Here is a 23,530-nt window from a genome sequence, read left to right as displayed (position 1 = left end):
AGGCCCCTCAGGCCTCTTCGCGAAACTGCTCCTGCCTCCCGCTGCCCGGCAGGTCGAGGAAGGCCTCGATGCGCTGGCGGTGATCCAGCGCGTCCTGGTATCCCAGCTTGATGAGCCGCTGGCAATAGCCGGGGTCAAACATCAGGAAGCTGGCCAGGCTGCTGCTCTCTTCGCCGTTGACCCCGAGCACTCGCAGCAGACGGCGCAGCTGGGTCGGCAACCGTGGGAGGTATTCGAGGGCGATGAGGTCGAGATCCTGGCTGGGGCGGATCACGCAGGTCTCCACTTGGCGCAGTTTCAGTCGACTGCGCTCCCGTGCCGGAATAAGGGAAAGGGTCTGGTTGATGCGCCCGAGCCGCTCCAGATCCGAATTGAGGGTGTCGGAGAAAACGGTGTTGAGCAGATGGCTCGCAATGTTGGAGCTGGTCAGGTGCCCCTGGCGGGGAGTCGGGTTCTCCCTGTGAGGGGAGTCCAGGGTCACCAGCAGGATCCGCTCCGCCCCCAGGTGGATGGCGGGGCTGAGCGGGCTCAGCTGGTGGATGGAGCCATCCCCGTAGACGCGATCGCCGATGGGGGTGGCGGGAAAGACAAAGGGCAGCGCCGACGAGGCCAGCAGATGATCCGAGGTGAGCAGGGTACGCAGGCCACGTCGTCTGGCGCGCTCCCAGGGCTGATGTTCGGCCCGCCCCTGGAAGAAGGTGGTGGAGAGGCCGTCATCGTAGTCGGAGGCCGTGATGGCGATGGCCTCCAGGCTGCCGTAGAGGATGTTGTCATCGATGCGGTGATAGTCGATGAGCTGGTCCAGCAGACGGCGCAGGGGGGCGTTGTCAAACAGGTGAAAGGCTCGGTTGCTCTGGGGGGTGATGAGGCCGGCCGAGCCCTGATAGAGGGTGCGCCACAGCAGTTGGCAAGGGTGGAAGTCGAAGATGTGGTGGGTCTCGAATCGTCGCCAGACCCACTCCAGCTTGCGCACCCCCAGATGGAAACAGGAGGCGTAGCACGCCAGCGCCGTGATGTTGAGAGCCCCCGCCGAGGTGCCGCACAAAATGGGGAAGGGGATGCCGATGTTGCGGGGGTAGAGTTCGGCCACCGCCTTGAGTGCGCCGACCTGATAGGCGGCGCGGGCACCACCACCAGTCAGCAGAAGAGCAGTATTGGGTCTGGCCATGAGGGTGTGCCTTATCGTGATCGCCAGGGCGGGTTGCCACCGCGCAATTCAACTATAAGACGTTGTATACCGGATAAAAATGGGCCGCACGCTCAATTTTTGCGGCCCGTTTCATTTTCAGTTTGCCAAGGGCGTCTGGCTCAGTTGATCGAAGGCGGCGAAGGCTGGAGGGCTTGCCAGAATACGGCCATGGCCGAGCCCCCGGGTGCTCACCAGCCGGGTGCGGCCATCCTGAGCCGCGCGCAGGGAGTCGCCATGGGGAGCGAAGCGGTCTTCCTCATCGTGCACGATGAGGGCGGCGCCGCTGCGCCGGGCGAGCCGGCCAAGGGGGTCAACCGTGCTGAGCGGGTGCTGGTATTCGTGTTCTATCTCCTTGACCACCGCATCGAACAGCCGGATGGAGTAGCCGGAGCGCGCCACCATGCCGTAGAGCTGGGGCACGTAGTCGAGCACGGGGGAGATGAGCAGCAGCGGCAGCGCATCGATTGCCGGGTGACGGCTGCTGAGGGTGACGGCGCCCCCCATGCTGTGGGTGATGACGCCCTGGACGGGGCCGACCCGCTCGAGGATCTCGTCGAAAGCGCGCACGAAGCGGGGCAGGTGACCCCTGTTCCCTTCGCTCCGGCCGTGGGCGGGGTGATCGTAGGCGAGCGCCGTATAGCCCTGGGCGGCGATGTGGCTCATCAGCGGATAGAACTGGCTGGCACTGCCTGACCAGCCGTGCATCAGCAGCCAGACCGGCCCCTGCCCGAGCCGGTAGCTCATCAGGGTCCCTTCACTGGTGTGGATGGCCTGCTCGACCAGGCCGGCCGGGGCTGCGACGTCCCGGGTCGCTCGCTGCGGGGTGAGCAGCAGCTTGCTGGCGGTGCGCTTGGCGTGGGTGGGCGCCAACACGTGATGCAGGCGGGTGCCGAGGCCCAGCAGCAACTTGCTCGGGCTGAAGCGGCGTGTGTTGAAGTAGATCTTGCTGCTCATGGTCATCCTGTGTCTTTTGTGTGCGAACGATCGTGCTTTTTTGCGGGTTTTTAAAAAGAAGAGCCCGTCGGGTCAGCGCCAGCTGGCCAGCAATTGTTCCACCTCGGGCCAGAAGTGGCGGGCCGGATCCTCGCTGAGCGCCAGGGCATGGAACACCTGATCCCCGAGATAGAGGCCATAGAGGCGATAGACGGCGCGCCAGGGATCGAGATCGCTGCGCCACTCCCCGCTGGCCTGCCCCTGCACTACCTGGCGTGCTAGGTAGTCGAGCCAGAAACGGACCAGCTCGCGTGCCGCCTGCTGGACCTCACCCTCCTGGGCGGAGGTCCAGGCATCGAGGAACATGCAGCGGCCGGCAAAACTCTGGTTCCAGGCCAGCCAGGCCTGCAACAGGGCGAGCAGTTTCTCCTGCTGGGTGGCGTACCCCTGTTGGCGCACCGGCTGGATCACCCGCTCCCGAAATACCTCGGCGGAATGGGTGAGCACGGCGATCTGCAGGTTGTCACGGGACTGGAAGTGGGCGAATAGACCGCTTTTTGACATCTCGCAGGCCGTTGCGAGGGAGCCTATGGTGAGGCTCTCCAGCCCCTGCTGGCTCGCCTGCTCGAATGCAGTCTGCAAAATGGTGTCGCGGGTCAGACGTCCCTTGCTCATCCGGCTCTCCTCTCTCTGGGCTGGCAGCATAAAGTACGACCGTGCTAATTGTCGAGCCGCAAATGGTGCAGGGAGGCCGTTTCCGGCTGCCGCGGGGTGCCAGAGAGTCTGTTGGAGGGGGGCTGGCTCGATACAAGCCAGCCGGGGACGAGCTCAGTCGTCCTTGATGCCCATTTGCTGCAGGGCGATGACTGCCTGGGTGCGGTGCTTGACCCCAAGTTTGCGGAAGGCGGAGTGATATGGGCTCTGATGGTGACAAGGTGCTCAACTGTCCTTGATATCCATCTGCTGGAGGGCGATGACCGCCTGGGTGCGGTGCTTGACCCCGAGTTTGCGGAAGGCGGAGTGATATGGGCTCTGATGGTGGCAAGGGGCTCAGCTGTCCTTGATATCCATCTGCTGGAGGGCGATGACCGCCTGGGTGGGGTTTTTGACCCCAAGTTTGCGGAAGGCGGAGTGATATGGGCTCTGATGGTGGCAAGGGGCTCAACTGTCCTTGATATCCATCTGCTGGAGGGCGATGACCGCCTGGGTGCGGTTCTTGACCCCGAGTTTGCGGAAAATCGCGGTGATATGGGCCTTGATGGTCGCTTCGGAAACGTTGAGCTCCCAGGCGATCTGTTTGTTGAGGCTGCCATCCCGCAACATGATGAGCACCTTGTATTGCTGGGGGGTGAGGCTGGCCAGCTTGGTGGCGAAATCGGGCCCTTCGCTGGGCTCGGGATGGAGGGAGATGCCTTCCGGCACCCAGTTGTCCCCCCCGATCACCGTATTGAGGGCGCTGACCAGCTCTTTCATGGGGACGGACTTGGGAATGAAGCCGAGCGTGCCCAGGCGCAGCACCTGCTGGATGATGGCGGGATCCTCGGAGGCCGAGACCACGACGATGGGGAGATCCGGGTGATGTCCGCGCAGATAGGCCAGCCCCTCGAAGCCGTTGGCCCCCGGCATCTTGAGATCCAGCAGCAGCAGGTCGACGTCGGGATGTTCATCGAGCAGGTGGCTCAGGCTGTCGATGGAGTCAGCCTCCAGCAATCTGGCGTCGTCGATGGCCATGTGCACCGCTTGATAGAGGGCGCCCCGAAACAGGGGGTGGTCATCTGCGATGACGATGGTAAATTGGCTGTCCATAGCTCACATTGTTGCTAACTGATTGTTTTGAAAAATCAAACTAGCACTGCTACCCAAGTGGGTCAAACCCGCCAGTACGCAAATGTGAGGTGGTCATCGGATGTCGTGCCACGGGGCCGGCGGGATGGCCAGTAAACAACCCATGCAGGAGGCAATCGATGGGATCCCTGGTTTTGACGGTGGGCACGGGCTCCACCTGGGCAATGAGAACGGCGCTGGTGCTGGCCATGAGCGGGCTCAAGTGGCAGGAGCAGGTCTTCGATCTGGAAGATACCAAGGAGCTGCAACGGCTCAAGCGCACGGCCCCCGCCGGCCTGGTGCCCTGGCTCGACGACGGTGAGCTGCGTATTCACGACTCTCTGGCCATCGCCGAATATCTCTACGAGTGTTGCCCGGAGCGTCACCTTTATCCGGTGGACAAGGCCGAACGGGCCCTGGCCCGCAGCCTGTGCGCCGAGCTGCACGCCGGTTTTCGCCAGATCCGCACCCTGCTGCCCTTCTTCCTGGGGGCGCCCACCCAGAGTGAACCGCCGGTGGAGGTCATTGACGAGCTGGCCCGGTTGCAGACCCTCTGGTCCCAGGCGCGGGGGCCCTTCTATTTCGACGAGGCGAGCATTCTGGATGCCTTCTATGCGGTGATGGCCTATCGACTGGCAAGCTATGGCATTTCGCTGCCCGGTCAGGCTGGCGCCTATCAGCAGGCCTTGCTGGCCTGGCCCCTGTGGCAGGAAACCCTGCTCAGGGCGAGGTTGCAGTGGCCAAAGGCGGCCCGCCAGTCTGATTGATGCGGGCGTTGGCAAGACAAAAAAGGGGAGCCATCGGCTCCCCTTTTTATTCAGGCCAGGTCGCTATTTCTGCCGACCTGCGAAGACCACGACCACTTTGTCTTCTCCTTTCTCCCGCACGAAGCCGTAGGGGGCATCGGAAATCTTCTTGTGGCTGCCCGCCGCGATGGCAGGGTGGGCGGCACGGAACTGGCCGAGCCGTTGCCAGTGCTTGACCAGCTCCGCCTTCTCGCCACTCGCCAGCTCCTGCCAGTTCATGTCCGAGCGTACGCTCTGATCGAACACGCCGCCATCCTTGGCCAGTCCCCGGCCGGACTCGTCGCCATAGTAGATCTGGATGCCCCCCGGCAGCAGCATGAAGCTGTTGGCCACCCGCCGTTGCAGCGCCACGTCCTGGTAGTCGCCGAAGAAGAGCTTGGTGTCGTGGGAGCTGATGTAGCTCAGCACGTTGAACTCGGGATCCTGGTTGATGCGGCTGGCATAGCTCGCATAGGTGGGCTCTGCCCCTGCCATGCACTGGGCCTGGGGCAGGGCGAATTCACGCTGGTAGTCGAAGTTGATCAGGGAATCGAAGCCGTGCTGGTACCAGAAGTCCTTGGCGACCCCGTGATCCCACACCTCGCCCACCATGTAGAAGGGAAGGTCATCGAGTGCCTTGCCCGGGTTGGCGGCCTTCCACTCCTTGAGCGCGTCGGTGCCCGCCTGCTTGAGCCTGGCCCAGACCGCGGGCTCCAGGTGCTTGACGGTGTCGGCACGGAAGCCGTCGATGCCGAAGCGGCGCACCCAGTCGGTGTGCCAGGCAATGAGGTAATCGCTCACGGTGGCGTTGGGCAGTGCCTTGGCCCTGGTGTCTTTTTTGGCAGCGAGCAGCGGTGGCAGCCCCACCGATCTGGTGGATTCGGTCAGGAAGTCCGGCAGTCCCGCCACCGAGCCGGTGACGTCGTCGGTGCCGGGTTGCGGGTAGCCGGGCAGGCCTGCGCGCACCCAGTCAGGGCCCCACCACTTGTCCCAGTGGGATGACTGGTAGTCGATGAACTGGTTGTAGCCATGCCAGTTGAGGCCGCCGCTTGGGCGCCATTCGTTCCAGCGACTCGGCAGCTTGCCGGTGTTCTGGGTGAGATCGGTGAGCCCCAGATCCTGCAAGTCGGCGAGGGTGGCGTAGCCTGCGTGGTTCATCACCACGTCGAGGATGATCCGCATGCCGCGCTTGTGGGCCTCGTCCACCAGGGTTTTCAGGCTCTCTTCGTCGCCGTAGTTGGGGTCGATTTTGGTGAAGTCGAGCGCCCAGTAGCCGTGGTAGGCGTAGAAGGGGAAGTTCCCCTGTTCGCCACCGCCGATGAAGCCGTGGACCTGTTCCACCATGGGGGTGATCCAGATGGCGTTGATGCCGAGTTGCTTGATGTAGTCGAGCTTCTCGGTCAGCCCCTTGAAGTCACCGCCATGCCAGGTGGCCACTTCGTCCTGACCATCCTTCTGACGACCGAAGCTGTGATCATTGGCGGGATCGCCGTTGTGGAAGCGGTCGGTCAGCAGAAAATAGACGCTCGCCTGATCCCAGCTGAAGGGAGCAGGCTTGGCGGCCTTGACCGGCTCGAGCAGCAGCAGGCCGCCGCTCTCCTTGCTCGGTGTCAGGGTGATCTTGCCGCCTTTGACCACGGCTTCCTGTCCCGAGTAGGCATCCCGCAACCGGGTGCCGTCGGGCCAGACGCCCTTGAGTGATGTCGTAACCGGGCCGCCATCCCAGCTGATGCAGGGCTCTTCCGGAGGCTGGCGTTTGAACTCGCTCTTTTTGGTTGCCCGCAACACCTTGAGGCTGGGGGTATCGGGGTTGAAGGTGAACTCGTAGTCCCCCGCCAGCATCACCCTCAGATTGAAGTCTGTCCCCTTGCTGCACTTGTCCATGGGCTGGGCGGTGCCGAAGGGAAGGGGCCTGGCCTCGGTTGGCCCGAAGCTGGTGCCGCAGCTGTTGCCCGCATCGCTGATGCGGATCTGGTGGCTCCCCTTGTCCAGTCTGTGGGTCAGGGTGACGGTGCCCTTGTCCAGCGTCAGCGCCTCGGCCACCGGTTTGCCATCCACATGGAGATAGACCTCGGGGGCCGCCATCGCCTGACCGATGAACAGCGGTGTGGCGAGCACGGCCAGCCACAGGGGTGATGGGCGAAGAGCGGGGCGCGAAGAGAGACGCATAAGCCATTCCTTGAGCAGAGTGTGAGGAGCAGGGTCCGTTGAGGCACTCATTCTAGGGCGCGCTGGGGCAGGCTTGGACCGGTAAAATACCGATTTGTGACGTCAGTTCAAATGGTTACGTTTTCAAGAATGGAAAAGTGTGAACCGGGTGTCGCGGCCATGAAAAAAGCCGGTCAGTTGACCGGCTTGTAGGCATTCGGGGTGGCGTCACACGGTGAAGAACTTGAAGTTGACGAAGGCCACCGCAATGAAGGAGGCAACCATGCCGCTGATGCAGAGCACCGCAGGGCGGATGGCAGGCCAGCGATGGGCCAGCAGCACGATGGCCAGCAGGGTCGGATAGAGGCCGAACATGTAGCGGGGCATGGCGTTGAGGCCGGTCATCAGGGGGATGGTGCAGCAGATGAACATCAGGGTCGCTTCGGCCCAGCGTTTCTGGCTGAACAGGTAGCCATTCAGGCACCAGCCGAAGATCACCATGATGGAGAGATAGGCCTTGCGCCCCCCCAGCTCGAAGCCGCTCAGCCACCAGTCCAGGGGGCTGTCCATATAGCGGCCCCAGGCCACCTGGATGTGCTTGAAGGCCAGGGCATCCCCGGTGAGGTGATAGAGATAGACCATGTAGGAGAAGAGGCCGAGGGGAATGAGCCAGAGGGTGAACACCACCTTGAAGGCTCGCTCGGTGAAGCGGAAGAACTCGCGCCAGCCGTAGGCTTGCAGGGCCAGGATCAACACCGGGAATACCATCATCACCCCCAGGTTGCGGGTGGCGGAGATGAAGATGCCGAGGAAGGCGACCATGAGCCACTGTTCGCGGTAGGCGAACAGGAACATTCCCAGCATCAAGGCCATGAACATGGGCTCGGTATAGCCGGAGACGAAATAGGCGGAGAAGGGGGAGAAGGCCAGCAGCCAGACCCCGAAGCGGGCGGTGTCGTCCCCCAGCTTGAGCTGGCGCAGCACCAGCAGCATCAGGGGCAGGCTGATGAAGAAGGCGATGTTGGCCACCAGCATCAGGCCGATGAGGCTCTCCATGTCAAACAGGCTGGAGAGACCGCCGGCCAGCATGGGATAGAGGGGCATGAAGGCCCAGTTCGCCGCATTGCCCTTGCTCAACCAGCGTGGATAGAGGTCGTAACCATTCTCGATGATGCGCTGGAACCAGACGCAGTCGAACTGGCAGTAGGCTTGCAGCGGTCCGATGTCGGTGGCGCCATAGAGCTGGACGCCGAAATAGCCCATGCCATAGAGCGCCACCCGGCTCAGTACGAAGGCGGCGACGATCATCAGCCAGTCGCGGCCGCTGATGCGCAGTGACGGGCGATAGGGGAGTGCAGCCCCGGTTGACGGGGCGGTATTGGTCATATCATTCATCAGGCAAAAACCCAGATACGGGAGAGAACGTAGGTGAGCACGGTGACGGTCAGGGTGGCGATCACCACCGGCAACAGGCCGGAGAGACCGGCAAACAGCAAACCGCTCAGGATGAGATTACGCACCGCCAGCGAGAAGAGGGCAACCAGCAGGAACTTGCTGGCGGCACCCTGTTTCTGGAAGGTGATGTAGCGATGGCCGAAGAACGAGAACCAGAACGCCACGGCAAAGGCCAGGGTAGTGACCAGGTGCTCGGAGATGGCCGGCCAGGTATGAAACAGGGCGATGGAGGTACCCAGATCGACGAGGGTGGCCCCCCCGCCGACAAAACCGAAGCGAACCAGCCGCCAGAATTCCTCGCGGGAGATCATTGAGACGCCTGCTCCTGCTGATCATCAGCGGCTTTCGCGGCGGCCTTCTTGCCAGCGCTCTTCTTGCTGGCGGTGGGCACTTCCTGCTTCTGCTCTTCATCCTGCTTGGCGTACTGGCCGTAGACCCCTTCGATGAGGTAGACGGGGCGCTGTTTCACCTCCACGAACATGCGGCCGATGTACTCACCGATGATGCCCAGCGACAGCAGCTGGATGCCGCCGAGGAACAGCATGACCGACATCAGGGAGGCGTAACCGGGCACGTCGATGCCGAAGAAGAGCACCTGGGTGATGATCTTGAGGATATAGAGGAAGGCGATGAAGGAGACACCGACCCCGATGTAGCTCCACACCCGCAGCGGCCAGCTGGAGAAGCTCATCAGGCCGTCAAGGGCGAAGTTCCACAGCTTCCAGTAGTTGAACTTGGTTTCGCCTGCATGGCGGGCCGGGCGCTCGTAGGGGACGCCGACGGCGCGAAAACCGGCCCAGGCGAACAGCCCCTTCATGAAGCGGTTGCGCTCCGGCAACTGCTTGATGGCCTCGACCACCTTGCGATCGATGAGGCGGAAGTCACCGGCGTTCTCCGGCAGCTTGGTGCTGGTGGAGAGGGCGTTGAAGAAACGGTAGAAGCCACCGGCGGTCAGGCGTTTCATCGGGGTATCGGCGCTGCGATCCACCCGGATGCCGTAGACGGTGTCATAGTCGCCGGTCTGCCACAGCTTGACGAACTCCAGAATGAGAGAGGGGGGATCCTGCAGGTCCACGTCCATGGGGACGATGGCGTCGCCCTTGGCCTGGTGCAGGCCAGCGGTCATGGCCGCTTCCTTGCCGAAGTTGCGGGCCAGGTTGACCAGGGTCACACGGGGATCCCGGGCGATGGCCTGCTCGACCACCTCACGGGTGCGGTCACGGCTGCCATCGTTGACGAACACGATTTCAAGCTGGTCTTTGAGCGGGGCCAGTTCGGTATCTATCGCGCTGATGAAGGCGTCTATGCTCTCTTCCTCGTTGTAAACGGGAACGACCAGAGAGAGTCGAAAATCGGCACGGGACATGGGAACTTCCTTATTGAAAGAATTATTTTACGGAACAGATGCTTGGGGCATTCCGCTTCACTGAGCCACGGTCAGCCGCACGGACTGGACGTTGAGCGGTGTCGGAGCGGAGAGCGCCAGGAAGTTGGGACGCTTGGGATCGGCGGTCAGGGAGTCGCCCGGCAGGCTGAGACGGATCTCGTTGATGCCCGCCTTGGCCAGCTTGACCGTGGTGGTGAAATCATGACCCAGCGCCACCTTGAGCAGGGCGCCAGCCTGGGGGCTGTTGATCCTGGCCTGGATGGTGAGCTGCTCCGGCTGGGCCTGCTGCTTGGGCAGCACGAAATAGAGACCGCCCTGACCGCTCAGCTCGGTGCCTTGCTCGCTGGGCTTCTTGGCCCAGCCTTCGCTTGAGAGGAAGCGGCTCGGCTTGGTCAGGTTGAGTTCGTTGCCGGGCTGGTAGGTCATGCTGGAGTTGTGCTCCCAGAAACGGGTCTTGCCTTCCAGGTAATAGAGCTTGTAAGCCAGGCTCACGTTGGGGTGAGCGGCCAGATAGAGGGTATAAAGGTAGAAACCGCTCAGTGCCAGGATGGCAGCCAGAAAACCGAACTTTTTGTAGGTCATATTACTCACTCGACGCCCGACAGATTGATAGGCAGATTTCGCGCATATGCTAATCCAATTGCAAAAAAAGCATAGTGGATCACAAAAATATATTTGCTCACATATTAACCCTCAATCACCCTGCTTACCAAGGGGCTTTGGGGTCGTTTGCTTCCTCTTCTTGATTGTGGCTTTTTCGGCGCCAACCTGTCTGCCGCCACCTGGGGCGCATCAGGCAAACGGCTGATATTGTGCTTTGTTGTGGCAGGATCTGTCGCCATTTCACCCGGGCAGAATTAAGATGGCCTGTCCCGTCGTCAAGGATGACCCATGAGACTCTTCTCTCTGTGTGTGCTCTGCTGTCTGCCCCTCCAACCGTTGTGGGCGCAATCGTTCTGCTCCTCCCCCCTTCGCGTCGGTTTCGATGACTGGCCCCCATACCACTATTACCAGCAAGAGGGAGCACGTCGGGAACTGCGTGGATTTGCGGTCGACTACCTCAATGCCGTGTCGAATCGGCTGGGTTGTCGTCTGGTCTATGTGGAGCGTCCCTGGAAGCGGGGGTTGCACGATCTTGAGCGGGGTCGGCTGGACATCGTGATGGAGGCGTATTTTGCTGATGAGAGGGCGCGTTATGCCTGGTTCTCCATCCCCTACAACCCGGGCCGGACATCGCTCTGGGTACGCAAATCCGGTACCGGTGAGGAGTCGGATCTGGCGAGCTGGCTGGCCCACGGGCATCGCCTCGGTGTGACCAGGGACTACTATTACGGCCCGGAAATCACCAAGGTTCTGCAGCGATACCGCAACCAGGTGAGCGAGGTCAACGATGTGCAAAACTATCGCAAGCTGCTGCTTGGGCGGATAGACGGTTTTCTCGGGGATAGTCTGGCCACGCCCTGGGGTCTGAAGAGAGAGGGGCTGTCGGACGCGGTCGTCCCCCACACCATGGCGATCCATGAGACGCCCACCTTTTTCATGTTGAGCAAGAAGACCTTGTCCGGGGAATTCGTAGCGCGGTTCAACGAGGCGATAGTGGCCGTCGGTGACAGCGGGGAGCAGGAACTCATCTGGCGTCGTTACACCTCCGTCCGCTAGCAAAGTAGCCAGCATTCACGCATCATGGGGACCTGACCGTCGCGCCTGACAGGCCGAAATGAACCGATTTGAGGCAAGCGTGGTAAGAAGCATGGGTAAGAAGTATTGGTTGGCATTGGCGAATCTCATCTGGCTGGGCTGCTGGCCGGCCAGCATGGTTCATGCCAGCACGGAACAGGCGGTAGTGGCCAGTCCCAGCATCCAGCATGACTGGTATCAGAACGAGGTGGCCGAGCAGGCTCGTCATGAGCTTGAACAGCAGTTGCAGGAAGCGGTGCTGGCCCAGCTGCATCCGGATTTCTACCGCCTCTGGCAGCAGTTGCAAAAGACCCCGGCGGATCGGCGCGGTGCCCTCTACGATGAGGCCTTTGGCAAGCTGGCCCGGTTCCAGCAGGCCTGGCGAGGGATGAATCTGGTCGCGCGCGAACAGATGCAGACCCTCAAGCTGGATCTGAACCGCCCCCTGGTCCATGCCCCCCAGGGAGACAATCTGCTGGAGCAGGTCAAGCAACTCAGGCCACAGGTGGCGGAATACGACGCCGTGCGCGAAGAAGTGCGCAAGCTGCTGGCCATGCCCATGGCCAAGCACTGGCCCACTCTCTCCATGCCGACCCTGCGGGCCGGGGAGAGCTCGACCGAGCTCGGCCAGATCCGCTCCATCCTGAACGAACTGGGGGACAGTGCCCCGACTCACCAGGACAGCCTCTACGATCCCGAGACCGAACAGGCCATCAAGCAGTTCCAGCGCCGCCACGGCCTGACCGCCGACGGCATCATCGGCCGTCAGACCCGCAGCTGGCTCAATACCGGCCCCGAGGTGCGCGCCAGCCTGCTGGTACGCAACCTGTGGCGCCGTGATCTGGTGGATCACCTTGCCGGTCGCTATGTGCTGGTCAACATTCCGGACTACCGCCTGAGCGTGGTGGAGTCTGGCAGCGAGGTCTTCACCAGTCGGGTCATCGTCGGCAAGGAGCAGCGGGCCACCCCCATCCTCGCCAGCGAGATCCGCTCCATCGTGCTGAACCCGGCCTGGCACGTGCCGCGCTCCATCCTGAGCAAGGACATTCTGCCCAAGCTCGGGCGCGATCCTGCCTACCTGGATCGCGAACAGTTCGAGGTGATCGACGGCGAGGGCAATCCGGTGCAGTTCAGCGAAGATGGCTGGCACCATGCGCTGGCCTCCGGTTTCCCTTACCGGTTGCGGCAAAAGCCGGGGGATCACAATGCCCTGGGTCGCTACAAGTTCTATCTGCCCAACAACGATGCCATCTATCTCCACTCCACCCCGCGCAAGGCGCTGTTCGAGCAGGGGGCCCGTGCCTTCAGCTCGGGTTGCATCCGGGTGGAACACGCCGACGATCTGGCAGAGCTGCTGCTGGCGGACTCCCGCTATCAGCCGGACAAGGTGGCCAGCATCCTGAAAGAGACCCAGACCAAGTGGCTGCCCCTGAGCAACCCTATCCCGGTGTTTACCGTCTACTGGAGCAGCTGGATTGATGAAGAGGGACGTCAGCAACTGCGCAACGATATCTACGGATTCGACAGAGTCAGCTATCAAAGCCGCTTGCTGTGATCCTCGCCACAGAGTGAAAAGCCCGGCCCGTGCCGGGCTTTTTCATGGGTGAATGGGGTTTGACAGCGCTTTTTCTGGCAGGTAGTTTCGGCCCTTGTATCAAATTCATTCACCTGTGTGACTTCACCATGAGATGGACGGACAACGGATGCTGGGACAAGAGATAAGCCGACGCCGTCTGCTGCTGGGGGCGGGTTGCCTGATGGGGACCAGCCTGCTGTCGTTCCCTGCGCTGGCGAGCCGCAGCACTTCGGGACGGGAACTGAGTTTCTTCAACCTCAATACCGGCGAGCGGGTACGCGCCAGTTATTGGGAAGATGGCCACTATCTGAGCGACGGGCTGGCGGAGCTCAACCATATTTTCCGTGACTACCGTCGCAACGAAGTGTTCAACATCGACAGAAAGCTGTTCGATCAGCTCTTTCTGCTGCAACACAAGTTGGGACGCCACGGCGAAATCCAGCTCATCTCGGGTTATCGCTCCCCGGCCACCAATCAGCAGAAGCGGCGCAAGAGTCGCGGCGTCGCCAAGCACAGCTACCACACCCTGGGGCAGGCGGTTGACGTGCGCATCCCCGGCGTGCAGCTGGCGCACCTGCGCAAGGCCGCCCTGAACCTCAAGGTGGGCGGTGTGGGTTATTACCCTTCCGACAACTTCGTGCACCTGGACACGGGCCCCGTTCGCAGCTGGTAAGTCGGGTTCTTCTCAAAGCTTGAGTTCCGATTGTATCTTGTTGCCGCTGGCATTGAGGGGGACCAAGCTGCTAGGCTCTGGACTCCAGCCAGAGGAGAGAAAGATGAAGCAGATTGTGATCGGGGGGCTCATCGCCCTGTTGTTGACTGGTTGCGGCAAGCTCAACCGCGAGAGCTACGACAAGCTGAAAGTCGGGATGAGCTATGCCGAAGCGAGCGCTATGCTCGGCAAGGCCGAGCGTTGCGACGATGCTCTCGGCACCACGAGCTGTGTCTGGGGAGGGGAAGGCAAGAACATCAAGGTGCGTTTCATCGCCGACAAGGCGACCTTTTTCAGCTCGGAAGGGATCAACTGACCCTTTCCTCTCTTGCCGATGCCCAACAAAAAAGCGCCGTATGGCGCTTTTTTGTTGCTCGTTATCCGTGCGATATGGCCAGGAACTGGCATGTTCAATGGGTGGCGTACTGATAGTTGAAGGTGGGCAGTCCCCACTTGAAGCGTACCGCCAGGAGCCGCAGCACGAAGCCGATGCCGATGGCACCGAAAGCGGCCCAATCGTTGGGCAGCCCATGGTGCAGCGCAAAGCAGTAGAGCGCGGCGGTGATCAGCGAGACGGCGGCATAGAGCTCGCGCTTGAACACCAGCGGGATACGCTGGCACAGCAAGTCCCGCAGCACCCCCCCGAACACGCCGGTCACCACGGCCATGATGCAGGCGATGCCGGCCCCGTGGCCCATCTCGAGCGCCCGGGCAGCCCCGAAGATGGAGAAGACCACGAGCCCCAGGGCATCGAGCGCCAGGAACAGCTTGCCAAGGTAGCGCATCAGCGGGGCCGAGATGACCCCGGCCATGGCAGCGCCCGCCACCAGCAGCACGTATTCGGGGTGCTCGACCCAGAGCAGGGGATAGTGGCCCAGCAGCACATCCCGAATGGTACCGCCACCGATGGCCGTCGCCGAGGCGATGATAACGACGCCAAACAGATCCATCCGTCGCCGACCCGCTGCCAGCGCGCCAGTCATCCCTTCGGCCACCAGGCCGAGCAAGAAGAGTGCATGTAACATGAGATATCCCAGGGTGCGAGAAAGGCCCGCATCCTAACAACCCTGTGCTGAGGCGACAAGCTATCTTGGTTATGCATTAGATTAAGTAATGAAAAGGGGGCTTTCGCCCCCTCTTTATGATCATGATGACGCGGTTCAGCGTCCAAGTTGCTCGCTGCGGTATTGGTCTACCCACATGGCGGTGGCGCCACAGATGGCCACCGGCATCACGAAGAGATTCACCACCGGGATGGCGGAGAAGAAGGTCACCAGGGCGCCGAAGCTCAGGCACTTTCCACGACGTTGCTTGAGGGCGTCGCGCATGGTGATGAAGCCGATCTTGTGGTTGTCGAACGGATAATCGACATACTGGATCGCCATCATCCAGGCGCTGAGCAGGAACCAGAGCACGGGTGCCAGGGTCTGGCCCACTACCGGGATCAGGAAGAGGATCAGGCAGCCGATGGCCTTGGGCAGATAGTATTTCAGCTTGGTCCATTCGCGGCCGAAAGTACGGGGCACATCTTTCACCACATCCAGCATGCCGGTGTCATTCATGGCTTCACCGGTGAGGATCTGTTCCACCTTCTCTGCCAGCAGGCCGTTGAAAGGGGCAGCTATCCAGTTGGCCACCGAGCTGAAGATGAAGGAGAAGACCACCAGTATGGTGATGAGGGCGATGGGCCAGAGCAGGTAATCAAGCCAGGAGAGCCAGCTCGGGATCTGCTGGTGCAGCCAGGCGAACAGGCCGTCCAGTTGTAGCAACAGGGCGTAGAAGGCACCGGCAAAGAGCACGAAGTTGACCAGCAGGGGGATCAGCACGAAGGTGCGGATGCCGGGCTGGCGGATGAGTGAGAACCCGCGCAGGAAGTAGTCTGCACCGCTGACCGAATCTTTGACCATGTGGGGTGATTGGCTCATGTGAGCTCCATCAGTGAATGGGGAAAGTGCCAGCATATTACAAACAAGCCTTTGATTTGGTAAAGTCGCCTGCCCGCCTCCTCTTTATTTCGTTACCCACATAGGCCGCCATGCGTCTGAAATTGATCAAACTCGCCGGTTTCAAGTCGTTTGTCGAGCCGACCCGCATCGAACTCAACGCCGACATGACCGCCGTGGTGGGCCCCAACGGCTGCGGCAAATCCAACGTCATCGACGCCGTGCGCTGGGTGCTGGGGGAGAGCTCCGCCCGCCATCTGCGCGGCGAGAACATGACCGACGTCATCTTCAACGGCTCCATCAACCGCAGCGCCCATGGCCGCGCCTCGGTGGAGCTGGTGTTCGACAATCCCCACAACCGGGTACCCGGCGAGTTCGGCCGCTTTACCGAGATCTCGGTGCGCCGCGAAGTGCTGCGCGACGGCTCCAATCACTACCAGATCAACGGCCAGAAATGCCGCCGCAAGGACGTGACCGACCTCTTCCTCGGCACCGGCCTTGGGCCCCGCAGTTACGCCATCATCGAACAGGGCACCGTCAGCCGGCTGGTGGAGTCCCGCCCCGCCGATCTCAAGCTGTTCATGGAAGAGGCCGCCGGGGTCTCCCGCTACAAGGAGCGGCGCCGCGAGACCGAGCAGCGCATCCGCCATACCCAGGAGAACCTGGAACGCCTTGGCGATATCCGTAGCGAACTGGGCTCGCGCCTCGAACATCTCAAGGCCCAGGCCGAGACCGCCGAGCGCTACAAGCAGCTCAAGAGCCGCAGTCGCGCGGCCCGCAGCGAACTGATCGGCTCGGAACTGTGGGCGCTGGAGACGCGTCTTGGCGAAGCCAAGACCGAACTGGCCCAGACTGAACAGGCGCTGGCGGCCCTCGATGCCAAGCGCACTGCAGACGAAGGGCGTCACGTCACCCTGTCGGTGGCCCGCCAGGAGGCGCAGGCCGAGCAGGCCAGCCGCCAGCAACAGATTTTTCTCGGCGGGCAAGCCATCGCCCGCCTCGAGCAGCAGCAATTGCACCAGAACGAACTTGGCCGCGACTGGCAGGCGAGGCGACAAGCCCTCGGCGAGCGTATCGACGGTCTCAAGGCCCAGCTGGCCGGCCAGCTGGAACAGCTGAGCGACAGCACGTTGCAGGGGGAGGTGGCGTCGGCCCGCCTCGAGCAGTGTGAGCAGTTGCTTACCGACCAGCAGAGCGTGCGTGTGGCAGCGGGCGATCGGCTCGAGCAGGCGCGCCAGCGTCAGCAGCAGTGGCAGCAGCAGCTGGGCCAGTTGCAGGGGCGGCTCAACCAGACCCGCGCCGAGGTGAACGGTCTGCAGGAGCTGCAGGCCAAGACCCGGCTTGCCCGCCTCAAGCTGGAAGACGAACAGGCCGGGCCCCTTGGCGGGGAAGGGGAGAACCTGCAACCGGCCCTCGATGCCCTGGCGGCGGAACTCTCGCTCTCCCGCGCCCGCCATGAGGAAGCCGATGCAGCGTGGCAGGCCGGTGTGTCGCGCCATGAAGAGCTCAAGGCAGAGCAGGGTCGCCAGCAGGGCCTGCTGCGCGAGCTGGAGGCTCGCCTCGCCACCCTGGATCAGATCCTGGGGGAGCAGATGGCGGGCGCGACCCTGGCGGATCGGTTGCAGGTTCCCCCCGAGTGGGCCCGGGGGCTGGACAAGGTGCTCGGCCGCTGGCTCACCGCAATCCCGGCGGACGAGTGCAACCTGGCGCAACCCGGACTCTGGATTGGCCCGGCCCAGCCAGCCAGGGCCGGTACCCTGGCGGCGCAACTGGGGGGCGAGCACATTCCGGCTTTCCTCAACGCCATCTGGCTGGCAGAGAGCAGGGAGGAGGCGCTGTCCCGCCTGCACAGCCTCTCTGCCGGTGAGTCGCTGCTCACTCCCGCCGGCGACTGGTTCGGCCCCAACTGGGCGGATCTGGGGGAGGGCATGGCCCTGGGTACGCTGGCGTTGCTCGGTGAGCGTGAACGGCTGCACACCGAGCTGGCCGCGGGTCGGGAGGCGCTGCACAGACTCGACGAGCAGCTTGTCGCCGCCGATGCAGCGCGGGCCCAGCAGCATGGAGCGCATGAGCTGGCTCAGCGCACCCTGCGCGAGCAGGAGCTGCGGTGGCAGCAACTGCGCGAAGCCTGGAGTCTGCGCGAGGGGCAGCGCCAGGAGCGCTTGCAGCGCCTGGGCCAGCTGGGGGAAGAGCTGGCCCGGCTCGACAAGGAGCAGGCTGAGGAGGCGCAGCGACTGGCGTCGGCCGGGGAGCGGTTTGAGCAGGATGAAGCGGCCCTTGGCGAGCTGCAGGAGCAGGGGGAGGTACTCGCCGAGGCGCTGCTGCTCGCCCAGGAGCAGGTGAGCGGGGCGGAGCGGGCGCTGGAAGAGGTGCGCCTTCGCCGGGAGCAGCAGCAGGCGGCCTGCCAGCGGTTGCAACTGGAGCAGCAGAACCAGCGCCAGCTCATCACGCTGCGCGAGCAGGAGCTGGCCCGTCTCGGCCTGGAGCTGGCGGAACTCAAGGAGCCAGGGGCCGCTCCGAGTCAGGATCTGTCGCCCCTGCTGGTCGAACAGCGCAATCTTGAGGCGCAGCAACTGGCCTGTCACCAGCGGCTCGCGGAGCTGGATCGTCAGCTGACCGAGCTGGAGCAGGCCAGAAGCGCCGATCACAAGCAGCTGGTGAAAATTCAAGAGAAGCTGGCGACTCTGCGGCTCGAGCGCGAGCGCAACCTGACGCGCAGGCAGGGACTGCACGAGCAGTTCGAAGAGCTGGGCGTGCGCCTGGTGGACCTCGATCAGGCGGTGCTGATTGCCGCTGATCGCGGCAAGCTGCGCCAGGAGATCCAGACGCTGGAGGCGCAGGTGGAGGCGCTTGGCGCCATCAACCTGGCGGCACTGGAAGAGTATGAGGAGGCGAAAACCCGTTCAAGCTACCTGGAAAATCAGTGCCAGGATCTGGAGCAGGCCCTCGATACCTTGAGCCAAGCCATTAAAAGAATTGATAAAGAAACACAAATACGCTTCCGCGACACTTTCGATAAGGTCAATGAAGATTTAAAATCCCTGTTCCCAAAAGTGTTCGGGGGGGGCAGTGCCTGGCTTGAGCTGACCTCGGATGATCTTTTGGAGGCCGGAGTGAGCATCATGGCAAGACCTCCGGGCAAGAAGAATGCTACCATTGCCCTGCTTTCCGGGGGGGAGAAGGCGCTAACCGCCCTTGCGCTGGTTTTCGCCATCTTCAGACTCAATCCAGCACCATTTTGTCTGCTGGATGAGGTGGATGCACCGCTCGATGAAGTGAACGTCGGTCGCTTCTGTTCTCTTGTCAAAGAGATGTCGAGCACAGTACAGTTCGTTTACATCAGTCATAATAAGGTCTCCATGGAGATGGCCGAGCAGCTGGTTGGCGTCACGATGCAAGAGCCCGGGGTTTCGCGCATAGTGTCGGTCGATATCGGTGAAGCCGTCGCTTTGGCTGAGCAAAACTAGAAAGAGAAGCAGCTAATGCAGGAATTGCGTTACATCTTGGTTGCCCTGGGCGGTATTGCCATCGCGGCATTGCTCATTCACGGGTTGTGGAGCAACAGAAAGAATCGTCAGGCACCGATCAAGGAGAAACCTCTGGGTCGGATGGAGTCCAAGTCCCGTGAGCGTGACAACGACGCCTTCGACAGCGATGGCATCGGTCAGGTGCGTGTGGTGAGCGGTGGCCGTCGTGCCGAGCCCAAACTGCGCAGCGACGAGGCCCGTCAGCCCGAACCCCGCCGTGTCGCCCCCGTTCCCGCCTTCGATGATGAAGATGACGACGCCGATCTGCCGCCTCCCGTGGTGCGCAAGCCTGCCGCTCGCCCTGTCCCCCCTCAGCCTGTGTATGAGGAAGAAGAGGACTATGACGAGCCGGTTGCCGCCCCTGTTGAAGAGGCCCCTGCCGCGCCGGTGCGCAAACCTGCACAGGTGATCCGCCGTACGCCGGTACACCGTTCCCGTCCGCAGCGCGAGCCCATGATGCAGCCGCTAGACGAAGAGCCGCTGGTGGAGCCGGCCTATGCCCAGGCGCCAACTTTCGGTGCACGCGAGCCGGCACCGGTTGCCCAGCAGGCTCCCCGCTACGCCCAGCCGGCTTATGAAGAGCCCGCTTACGATGACGAGCCAGCCTATGAAGAGCCGGTTCACGCAGCCGAGCCAGAACCCGCCCCGGCCCCGGTCGAGAAGATCTGGCAGGATGTCTATGTCATCAACCTGATGGCCCGTCCCGGCCACGATCTGCAAGGTGCGACCCTGCTCTCTTCCCTGCTGGCGTTGGGCTTCAAGTTTGGCGAGATGGACATCTTCCACCGTCACGAAGATCTGGGCGGCAAGGGTGAAGTGCTCTTCTCCATGATCAACATGGTCAAGCCGGGTACCTTCAACCCCTATCGCATGGAGCAGTTCAGCACCCCGGGTGTGTCCCTCTTTATGCAACTGCCCCTTCGCAGCAATGCCGCCTTCGCCTTCGAGCACATGTTGCAGGCCGCGGATCAGCTGGCGAGCGATCTCGATGCCATGCTGACCGACGCCTCGCGCAGTCCCCTCAGCGACGACGACATCGCCCGCTACCGTCACGAGCTGGCGGCCTACGAGGCCAGCCGCGACTGATGCGCCATGGGGCTTGAACAATGAAAAGTGCGGTACCCCGGTGCCGCATTTTTGTTTCTGCCCCAGACTGAATGTTCCATCACACTTCGAGACTTTTTCATGAGCGATATCCTCTCCCGCCACCGTCAACTGTGTGAGCTGCTGACCGAGTACGGCCATCAGTACTATGTGCTGGACAACCCCACGGTGCCGGACGCCGAATACGATCGCCTGATGCGCGAGCTCATCGCGCTGGAGGCCGAGCATCCCGAGCTGAAAACCCCGGCCTCGCCGAGCGTGCGGGTGGGGGGCCAGCCGCTGACCGCCTTCAAGCAGGTACGCCACGAGATCCCCATGCTGAGTCTGGACAACGTCTTCAGCAGCGAGGAGTTGCAGGCGTTCGAGCAACGCATGAGTGATCGCCTCAAGCGGGAGGTGACTTTCACCTTCTGTTGCGAACCCAAGCTCGACGGTCTGGCGGTGAGCCTGCTCTACGTGGATGGCCAGCTGGTACAGGCCGCCACTCGCGGGGACGGCACCACAGGGGAGGAGATCACCGAGAACGTGCGCACCATCAAGGCCATTCCCCTGACCCTGCGCGGCCAGGGGTGGCCTGCGCGGCTGGAGGTGCGTGGGGAGGTCTTCATGCCCAAGGCGGGGTTCGAGGCGATGAACCGCGATGCGCTGGCGGCGGGGGAGAAGGTGTTCGTCAACCCGCGCAACGCCGCTGCCGGCAGCCTGCGCCAGCTCGATTCACGCATCACCGCCAGCCGCCCCCTCAGCTTCTATGCCTACGGCGTGGGAGTCGGTGGCGACGAGCTGGGGAACTCCCACTTCGCTCGCCTCAATCAGCTCAAGGCCTGGGGTCTGCCGCTCAGCCCGGAAGTGAAGCTCAAAGAGGGTGCCGCCGGCTGCCAGGCGTTTCACGACGACATTCTGGCGCGCCGTAGCGAGCTCCCCTACGAGATCGACGGCGTGGTCTACAAGGTGGACGACATAGCACTGCAACAGGAGCTCGGTTTCGTGGCCCGCGCGCCGCGCTGGGCCACCGCCCACAAGTTCCCGGCAGAAGAGGAGATGACCCTGCTGGAGAATGTTGAGTTCCAGGTGGGCCGCACCGGTGCCATCACCCCGGTGGCCAAGCTCAAGCCGGTGTTTGTCGGCGGCGTCACCGTTTCCAACGCCACTTTGCACAATGCGGACGAGATCGCGCGCCTTGGCGTCATGATCGGCGACACCGTGATCGTGCGCCGTGCCGGGGACGTGATCCCCCAGGTCGTGGCTGTGGTGGAGGCGCAGCGCCCGGCGGATGCCCGCGCGATCCTCTTCCCGACCGAGTGCCCGGTGTGCGGCTCGGCGGTGGAGCGGCTGGAAGGGGAGGCCGTGGCCCGCTGTTCCGGCGGTCTCTTCTGCGAGGCCCAGCGGGCGGCCGCCATCAAGCACTTCGCGGCGCGTCGCGCCATGGATGTGGATGGCCTTGGCGACAAGATAGTGGAGCAGCTGGTGGACAAGGGGCTGGTGAAGACCCCGGCGGACCTGTTCAGTCTCAACGCCATCCAGCTGGCCGGTCTCGAGCGGATGGGGCAAAAATCGGCCCTCAATCTGGTGGCGGCCATCGATGCCGCCCGCAGCACCACGCTGCCCCGCTTCCTGTTTGCCCTGGGGATCCGCGAAGTAGGGGAGGCGACCGCCTTGAACCTCGCCAACCACTTCCTTACCCTGGATGCCCTGCGCGCCGCCTCGGTGGAGCAGTTGCTGGAAGTGGCCGACGTGGGGGACATAGTGGCCAAGCACGTCTACTATTTCCTGCGTCAGCCCCACAACATCGAGGTGCTGGAGGCCCTGCTGGCCGCCGGCATCCACTGGCCGGTCATCGAGAAGAAGGAGGCAAGCGATCAACCTTTTGCCGGCAAGACCTTCGTGCTGACTGGCACCCTCACCGCTTTGTCCCGCAACGACGCCAAAGCGGCGCTGCAGGCCCTGGGGGCCAAGGTGGCGGGCTCGGTGTCGGCCAAGACCGACGTGCTGGTAGCGGGGGAGGCGGCAGGCTCCAAGCTGGCCAAGGCCCAGGAGCTGGGGATCACCATCTGGACCGAAGCCGAGTTGCAGGCGGCCATTCAGCCCTGAGGATGCACGTTTGAGCAGACAAACCCGGCCCACTGGCCGGGTTTGTCGTTGGTGGGCTCACTCGATGTAGCTCACCTTGTCCTGCCAGGCATCGGGAGCCGTCAGGTGCCAGCGTGCCAGTTCGCTCTTGCTGAACAGATATTCCCCGCGGGATGCGGCGCGGGGGGAGAGGGCGCCGGGCGCCGTGCCCGAGAGGATGGCATTGGCCAGTTCGGCGGCTCTCTCTCCCTGGCTGTGGCCGTCGAGCACCAGACCGCCGATGGCGGCTCCCCTGCCCACTGCAAAGGCCCAGAAGCAGAACAGTGGCACCGGACTGTTGGCGCTGGTCCATGCCAGTACCTGTTGCTCGCTTACATGCTGGCCCTGAGCGTCGGTGAGAGTGTGGTAGAGGCCGAGGAAGAGCGCCTGATAGCCATTTTCCCGGCTGGCGAGCACTGCCTCCTGCCAGCGTCCGTAGTCGGTGAACTGGCGGCTGCTGACCCGGGTCTGGCCGATCGTCAGCTCGCCTCGCCCCTTGAACTCGTGGGCGACGGCGGTGCGGGACACCTCGCTTTCGTCAAACAGCACCAGGGCACGCTCCAGCCCTCCCATCAACTGACTCATCTCGCTGATGCTGCGCTTGAGCAGGGGGCGTTCCAGTACGCCGGTGATCAGGGGGTGGCCGACCAGCCCCTTGGAGCGCGGATTCTCGTTCATCCCGAGAAACACCATGGGCGTTCCCCGGGCGGCGATGGGTCGGGCGAGGGCGTTGATGGCGTTGTCATCCCCCAAGATCACCTGCGCCGGCTGATGGGTCCGGTAGGCGGCCATTCCCTTGGCGAGCAGTTCGTCACGGGTCTGGCCGGGCTGGCGCTTGGTGTCCAGATAGAGATAGCCGAGGTGATGCGCCTGCTTGAGGTGTTTCTCGAGGCCGGCACTGTAGCTCTGATCCCACTGGTTGCTTTGGTGATAGCTGCTGATCACCAGGATCTCGGCGGCCAGCAGCGGGAGGGAGAGGAGAGAGAGCAGGAGCAAGACCTTGGTCACGTGTGTTTTCCGCAAGGGACAGACTGTTCCCCAGTATGTGCTCTCCCGCTCTCTGGCGCCTCGGTCAATTGTTGTCGGAAGGCGTGCCCCTCTCTTTTTATCCCTTGCCGGGCGGGAGCCCGCATCCCGTCTGGGATGCACAGAGATAGTCTCTTT

Annotated in this window: 20 protein-coding genes and 2 pseudogenes; 8 read left to right on the top strand and 14 right to left on the bottom strand. The window is 62.8% G+C overall.

Translation table 11 applies throughout. The annotated features are described in order from the left end of the window. Positions 1-7: 7 nt before the first annotated feature. The 6 genes and pseudogenes from I6L32_RS00970 to I6L32_RS00955 all read right to left on the bottom strand — a co-directional run bounded on the left by I6L32_RS00970 (position 8) and on the right by I6L32_RS00955 (position 3,928). Positions 8-1,168, bottom strand: a complete 1,161-nt coding sequence (locus tag I6L32_RS00970) for a patatin-like phospholipase family protein (protein WP_042864253.1) — start codon at positions 1,166-1,168, stop codon at positions 8-10. A gap of 117 nt (positions 1,169-1,285) precedes the next feature. Next, a complete protein-coding gene (locus tag I6L32_RS00965) occupies positions 1,286-2,143 on the bottom strand; it encodes an alpha/beta hydrolase (RefSeq protein WP_109112627.1) in 858 nt (285 codons plus the stop codon). A 72-nt stretch (positions 2,144-2,215) separates the two neighbouring features. After that, entirely contained in the window at positions 2,216-2,797 is a 582-nt protein-coding gene (locus I6L32_RS00960) for a TetR/AcrR family transcriptional regulator (protein ID WP_128342569.1), read from the bottom strand. A 264-nt stretch (positions 2,798-3,061) separates the two neighbouring features. Beyond that, positions 3,062-3,142: pseudogene (locus I6L32_RS23610) on the bottom strand (DNA-binding response regulator); the annotation flags it as partial. 30 nt (positions 3,143-3,172) lie between these two features. Beyond that, positions 3,173-3,253, bottom strand: a pseudogene (locus I6L32_RS23605) (DNA-binding response regulator); the annotation flags it as partial. A gap of 30 nt (positions 3,254-3,283) precedes the next feature. Continuing rightward, entirely contained in the window at positions 3,284-3,928 is a 645-nt protein-coding gene (locus I6L32_RS00955) for a response regulator transcription factor (protein ID WP_216944522.1), read from the bottom strand. A gap of 158 nt (positions 3,929-4,086) precedes the next feature. On the opposite strand from I6L32_RS00955, the gene I6L32_RS00950 reads away from it, so the two are divergent. Further along, entirely contained in the window at positions 4,087-4,713 is a 627-nt protein-coding gene (locus tag I6L32_RS00950) for a glutathione S-transferase (RefSeq protein WP_134997983.1), read from the top strand. Positions 4,714-4,776: 63 nt separating this feature from the next. On the opposite strand, the gene I6L32_RS00945 is transcribed toward I6L32_RS00950, so the two are convergent. From I6L32_RS00945 to I6L32_RS00925, 5 genes are all read right to left on the bottom strand, one after another. Beyond that, the gene (locus tag I6L32_RS00945; RefSeq protein ID WP_128296889.1) at positions 4,777-6,900 is read right to left on the bottom strand and encodes an alpha-amylase; all 2,124 of its coding nucleotides are present in this window, start codon (positions 6,898-6,900) and stop codon (positions 4,777-4,779) included. A gap of 207 nt (positions 6,901-7,107) precedes the next feature. Beyond that, positions 7,108-8,274, bottom strand: a complete 1,167-nt coding sequence (locus tag I6L32_RS00940) for a membrane protein (protein ID WP_029313951.1) — start codon at positions 8,272-8,274, stop codon at positions 7,108-7,110. Beyond that, complete coding sequence (locus tag I6L32_RS00935) at positions 8,274-8,645, bottom strand: GtrA family protein (protein WP_010673439.1); 372 nt, start codon at positions 8,643-8,645, stop codon at positions 8,274-8,276. Before I6L32_RS00935 ends, I6L32_RS00940 begins: the two co-directional genes overlap by 1 nt. Continuing rightward, on the bottom strand, positions 8,642-9,700 hold the full coding sequence (locus tag I6L32_RS00930; protein ID WP_041213382.1) for a glycosyltransferase family 2 protein: 1,059 nt from the start codon (positions 9,698-9,700) through the stop codon (positions 8,642-8,644). The genes I6L32_RS00935 and I6L32_RS00930 overlap by 4 nt, the downstream gene beginning before the upstream one ends. A gap of 57 nt (positions 9,701-9,757) precedes the next feature. Beyond that, complete coding sequence (locus I6L32_RS00925; RefSeq protein WP_010673441.1) at positions 9,758-10,303, bottom strand: hypothetical protein; 546 nt, start codon at positions 10,301-10,303, stop codon at positions 9,758-9,760. Positions 10,304-10,612: 309 nt separating this feature from the next. Between I6L32_RS00925 and I6L32_RS00920 the strand changes: the two genes are divergently transcribed. The 4 genes from I6L32_RS00920 (at position 10,613) to I6L32_RS00905 (ending at position 14,002) form a co-directional block, all read left to right on the top strand. After that, entirely contained in the window at positions 10,613-11,380 is a 768-nt protein-coding gene (locus tag I6L32_RS00920) for an ABC transporter substrate-binding protein (protein ID WP_069651724.1), read from the top strand. A 91-nt stretch (positions 11,381-11,471) separates the two neighbouring features. Then, on the top strand, positions 11,472-12,953 hold the full coding sequence (locus I6L32_RS00915) for a murein L,D-transpeptidase (RefSeq protein WP_216944521.1): 1,482 nt from the start codon (positions 11,472-11,474) through the stop codon (positions 12,951-12,953). Between the two features lie 148 nt (positions 12,954-13,101). Continuing rightward, complete coding sequence (locus tag I6L32_RS00910; RefSeq protein ID WP_039039271.1) at positions 13,102-13,647, top strand: DUF882 domain-containing protein; 546 nt, start codon at positions 13,102-13,104, stop codon at positions 13,645-13,647. Between the two features lie 103 nt (positions 13,648-13,750). Continuing rightward, on the top strand, positions 13,751-14,002 hold the full coding sequence (locus tag I6L32_RS00905) for a DUF3862 domain-containing protein (RefSeq protein WP_216944520.1): 252 nt from the start codon (positions 13,751-13,753) through the stop codon (positions 14,000-14,002). Positions 14,003-14,096: 94 nt separating this feature from the next. Here I6L32_RS00905 and I6L32_RS00900 read toward each other — a convergent pair whose 3' ends face one another. Together I6L32_RS00900 and cysZ are read right to left on the bottom strand one after the other, a co-directional pair. Further along, the gene (locus tag I6L32_RS00900; RefSeq protein WP_010673446.1) at positions 14,097-14,711 is read right to left on the bottom strand and encodes a trimeric intracellular cation channel family protein; all 615 of its coding nucleotides are present in this window, start codon (positions 14,709-14,711) and stop codon (positions 14,097-14,099) included. A gap of 135 nt (positions 14,712-14,846) precedes the next feature. Further along, a complete protein-coding gene (gene cysZ / locus I6L32_RS00895; RefSeq protein ID WP_128273587.1) occupies positions 14,847-15,611 on the bottom strand; it encodes a sulfate transporter CysZ in 765 nt (254 codons plus the stop codon). 110 nt (positions 15,612-15,721) lie between these two features. Here cysZ and I6L32_RS00890 point away from each other — a divergent pair, with 110 nt between their 5' ends. The 3 genes from I6L32_RS00890 (at position 15,722) to ligA (ending at position 22,348) form a co-directional block, all read left to right on the top strand. Next, a complete protein-coding gene (locus I6L32_RS00890; RefSeq protein WP_216944519.1) occupies positions 15,722-19,096 on the top strand; it encodes an AAA family ATPase in 3,375 nt (1,124 codons plus the stop codon). A 15-nt stretch (positions 19,097-19,111) separates the two neighbouring features. Then, positions 19,112-20,242 carry a cell division protein ZipA gene (gene zipA / locus I6L32_RS00885; protein WP_039039273.1) on the top strand — a complete coding sequence of 377 codons (1,131 nt, stop codon included), beginning with the start codon at positions 19,112-19,114 and terminating at the stop codon, positions 20,240-20,242. A 99-nt stretch (positions 20,243-20,341) separates the two neighbouring features. Then, positions 20,342-22,348: an NAD-dependent DNA ligase LigA gene (gene ligA, locus I6L32_RS00880; protein ID WP_128273591.1), complete on the top strand. Its 2,007-nt coding sequence runs from the start codon at positions 20,342-20,344 to the stop codon at positions 22,346-22,348. A gap of 57 nt (positions 22,349-22,405) precedes the next feature. Here ligA and I6L32_RS00875 read toward each other — a convergent pair whose 3' ends face one another. After that, complete coding sequence (locus tag I6L32_RS00875; RefSeq protein ID WP_125117444.1) at positions 22,406-23,374, bottom strand: ABC transporter substrate-binding protein; 969 nt, start codon at positions 23,372-23,374, stop codon at positions 22,406-22,408. Positions 23,375-23,530 lie beyond the last annotated feature (156 nt).

It is taken from the genome of Aeromonas sp. FDAARGOS 1402, from assembly GCF_019046925.1.
GTDB classification, from domain to species: domain Bacteria; phylum Pseudomonadota; class Gammaproteobacteria; order Enterobacterales; family Aeromonadaceae; genus Aeromonas; species Aeromonas caviae.
Note: the sequence above shows the minus strand (reverse complement) of the source record. Positions and strands in the feature narration are given on the sequence as shown.

Coding starts and splice junctions, on each gene's coding strand:
- I6L32_RS00970 (WP_042864253.1), bottom strand. CDS start 1,168: ATGGCCAGACCCAATACTGCTCTTCTGCTGACTGGTGGTGGTGCCCGC.
- I6L32_RS00965 (WP_109112627.1), bottom strand. CDS start 2,143: ATGAGCAGCAAGATCTACTTCAACACACGCCGCTTCAGCCCGAGCAAG.
- I6L32_RS00960 (WP_128342569.1), bottom strand. CDS start 2,797: ATGAGCAAGGGACGTCTGACCCGCGACACCATTTTGCAGACTGCATTC.
- I6L32_RS00955 (WP_216944522.1), bottom strand. CDS start 3,928: ATGGACAGCCAATTTACCATCGTCATCGCAGATGACCACCCCCTGTTT.
- I6L32_RS00950 (WP_134997983.1), top strand. CDS start 4,087: ATGGGATCCCTGGTTTTGACGGTGGGCACGGGCTCCACCTGGGCAATG.
- I6L32_RS00945 (WP_128296889.1), bottom strand. CDS start 6,900: ATGCGTCTCTCTTCGCGCCCCGCTCTTCGCCCATCACCCCTGTGGCTG.
- I6L32_RS00940 (WP_029313951.1), bottom strand. CDS start 8,274: ATGAATGATATGACCAATACCGCCCCGTCAACCGGGGCTGCACTCCCC.
- I6L32_RS00935 (WP_010673439.1), bottom strand. CDS start 8,645: ATGATCTCCCGCGAGGAATTCTGGCGGCTGGTTCGCTTCGGTTTTGTC.
- I6L32_RS00930 (WP_041213382.1), bottom strand. CDS start 9,700: ATGTCCCGTGCCGATTTTCGACTCTCTCTGGTCGTTCCCGTTTACAAC.
- I6L32_RS00925 (WP_010673441.1), bottom strand. CDS start 10,303: ATGACCTACAAAAAGTTCGGTTTTCTGGCTGCCATCCTGGCACTGAGC.
- I6L32_RS00920 (WP_069651724.1), top strand. CDS start 10,613: ATGAGACTCTTCTCTCTGTGTGTGCTCTGCTGTCTGCCCCTCCAACCG.
- I6L32_RS00915 (WP_216944521.1), top strand. CDS start 11,472: ATGGGTAAGAAGTATTGGTTGGCATTGGCGAATCTCATCTGGCTGGGC.
- I6L32_RS00910 (WP_039039271.1), top strand. CDS start 13,102: ATGCTGGGACAAGAGATAAGCCGACGCCGTCTGCTGCTGGGGGCGGGT.
- I6L32_RS00905 (WP_216944520.1), top strand. CDS start 13,751: ATGAAGCAGATTGTGATCGGGGGGCTCATCGCCCTGTTGTTGACTGGT.
- I6L32_RS00900 (WP_010673446.1), bottom strand. CDS start 14,711: ATGTTACATGCACTCTTCTTGCTCGGCCTGGTGGCCGAAGGGATGACT.
- cysZ (WP_128273587.1), bottom strand. CDS start 15,611: ATGAGCCAATCACCCCACATGGTCAAAGATTCGGTCAGCGGTGCAGAC.
- I6L32_RS00890 (WP_216944519.1), top strand. CDS start 15,722: ATGCGTCTGAAATTGATCAAACTCGCCGGTTTCAAGTCGTTTGTCGAG.
- zipA (WP_039039273.1), top strand. CDS start 19,112: ATGCAGGAATTGCGTTACATCTTGGTTGCCCTGGGCGGTATTGCCATC.
- ligA (WP_128273591.1), top strand. CDS start 20,342: ATGAGCGATATCCTCTCCCGCCACCGTCAACTGTGTGAGCTGCTGACC.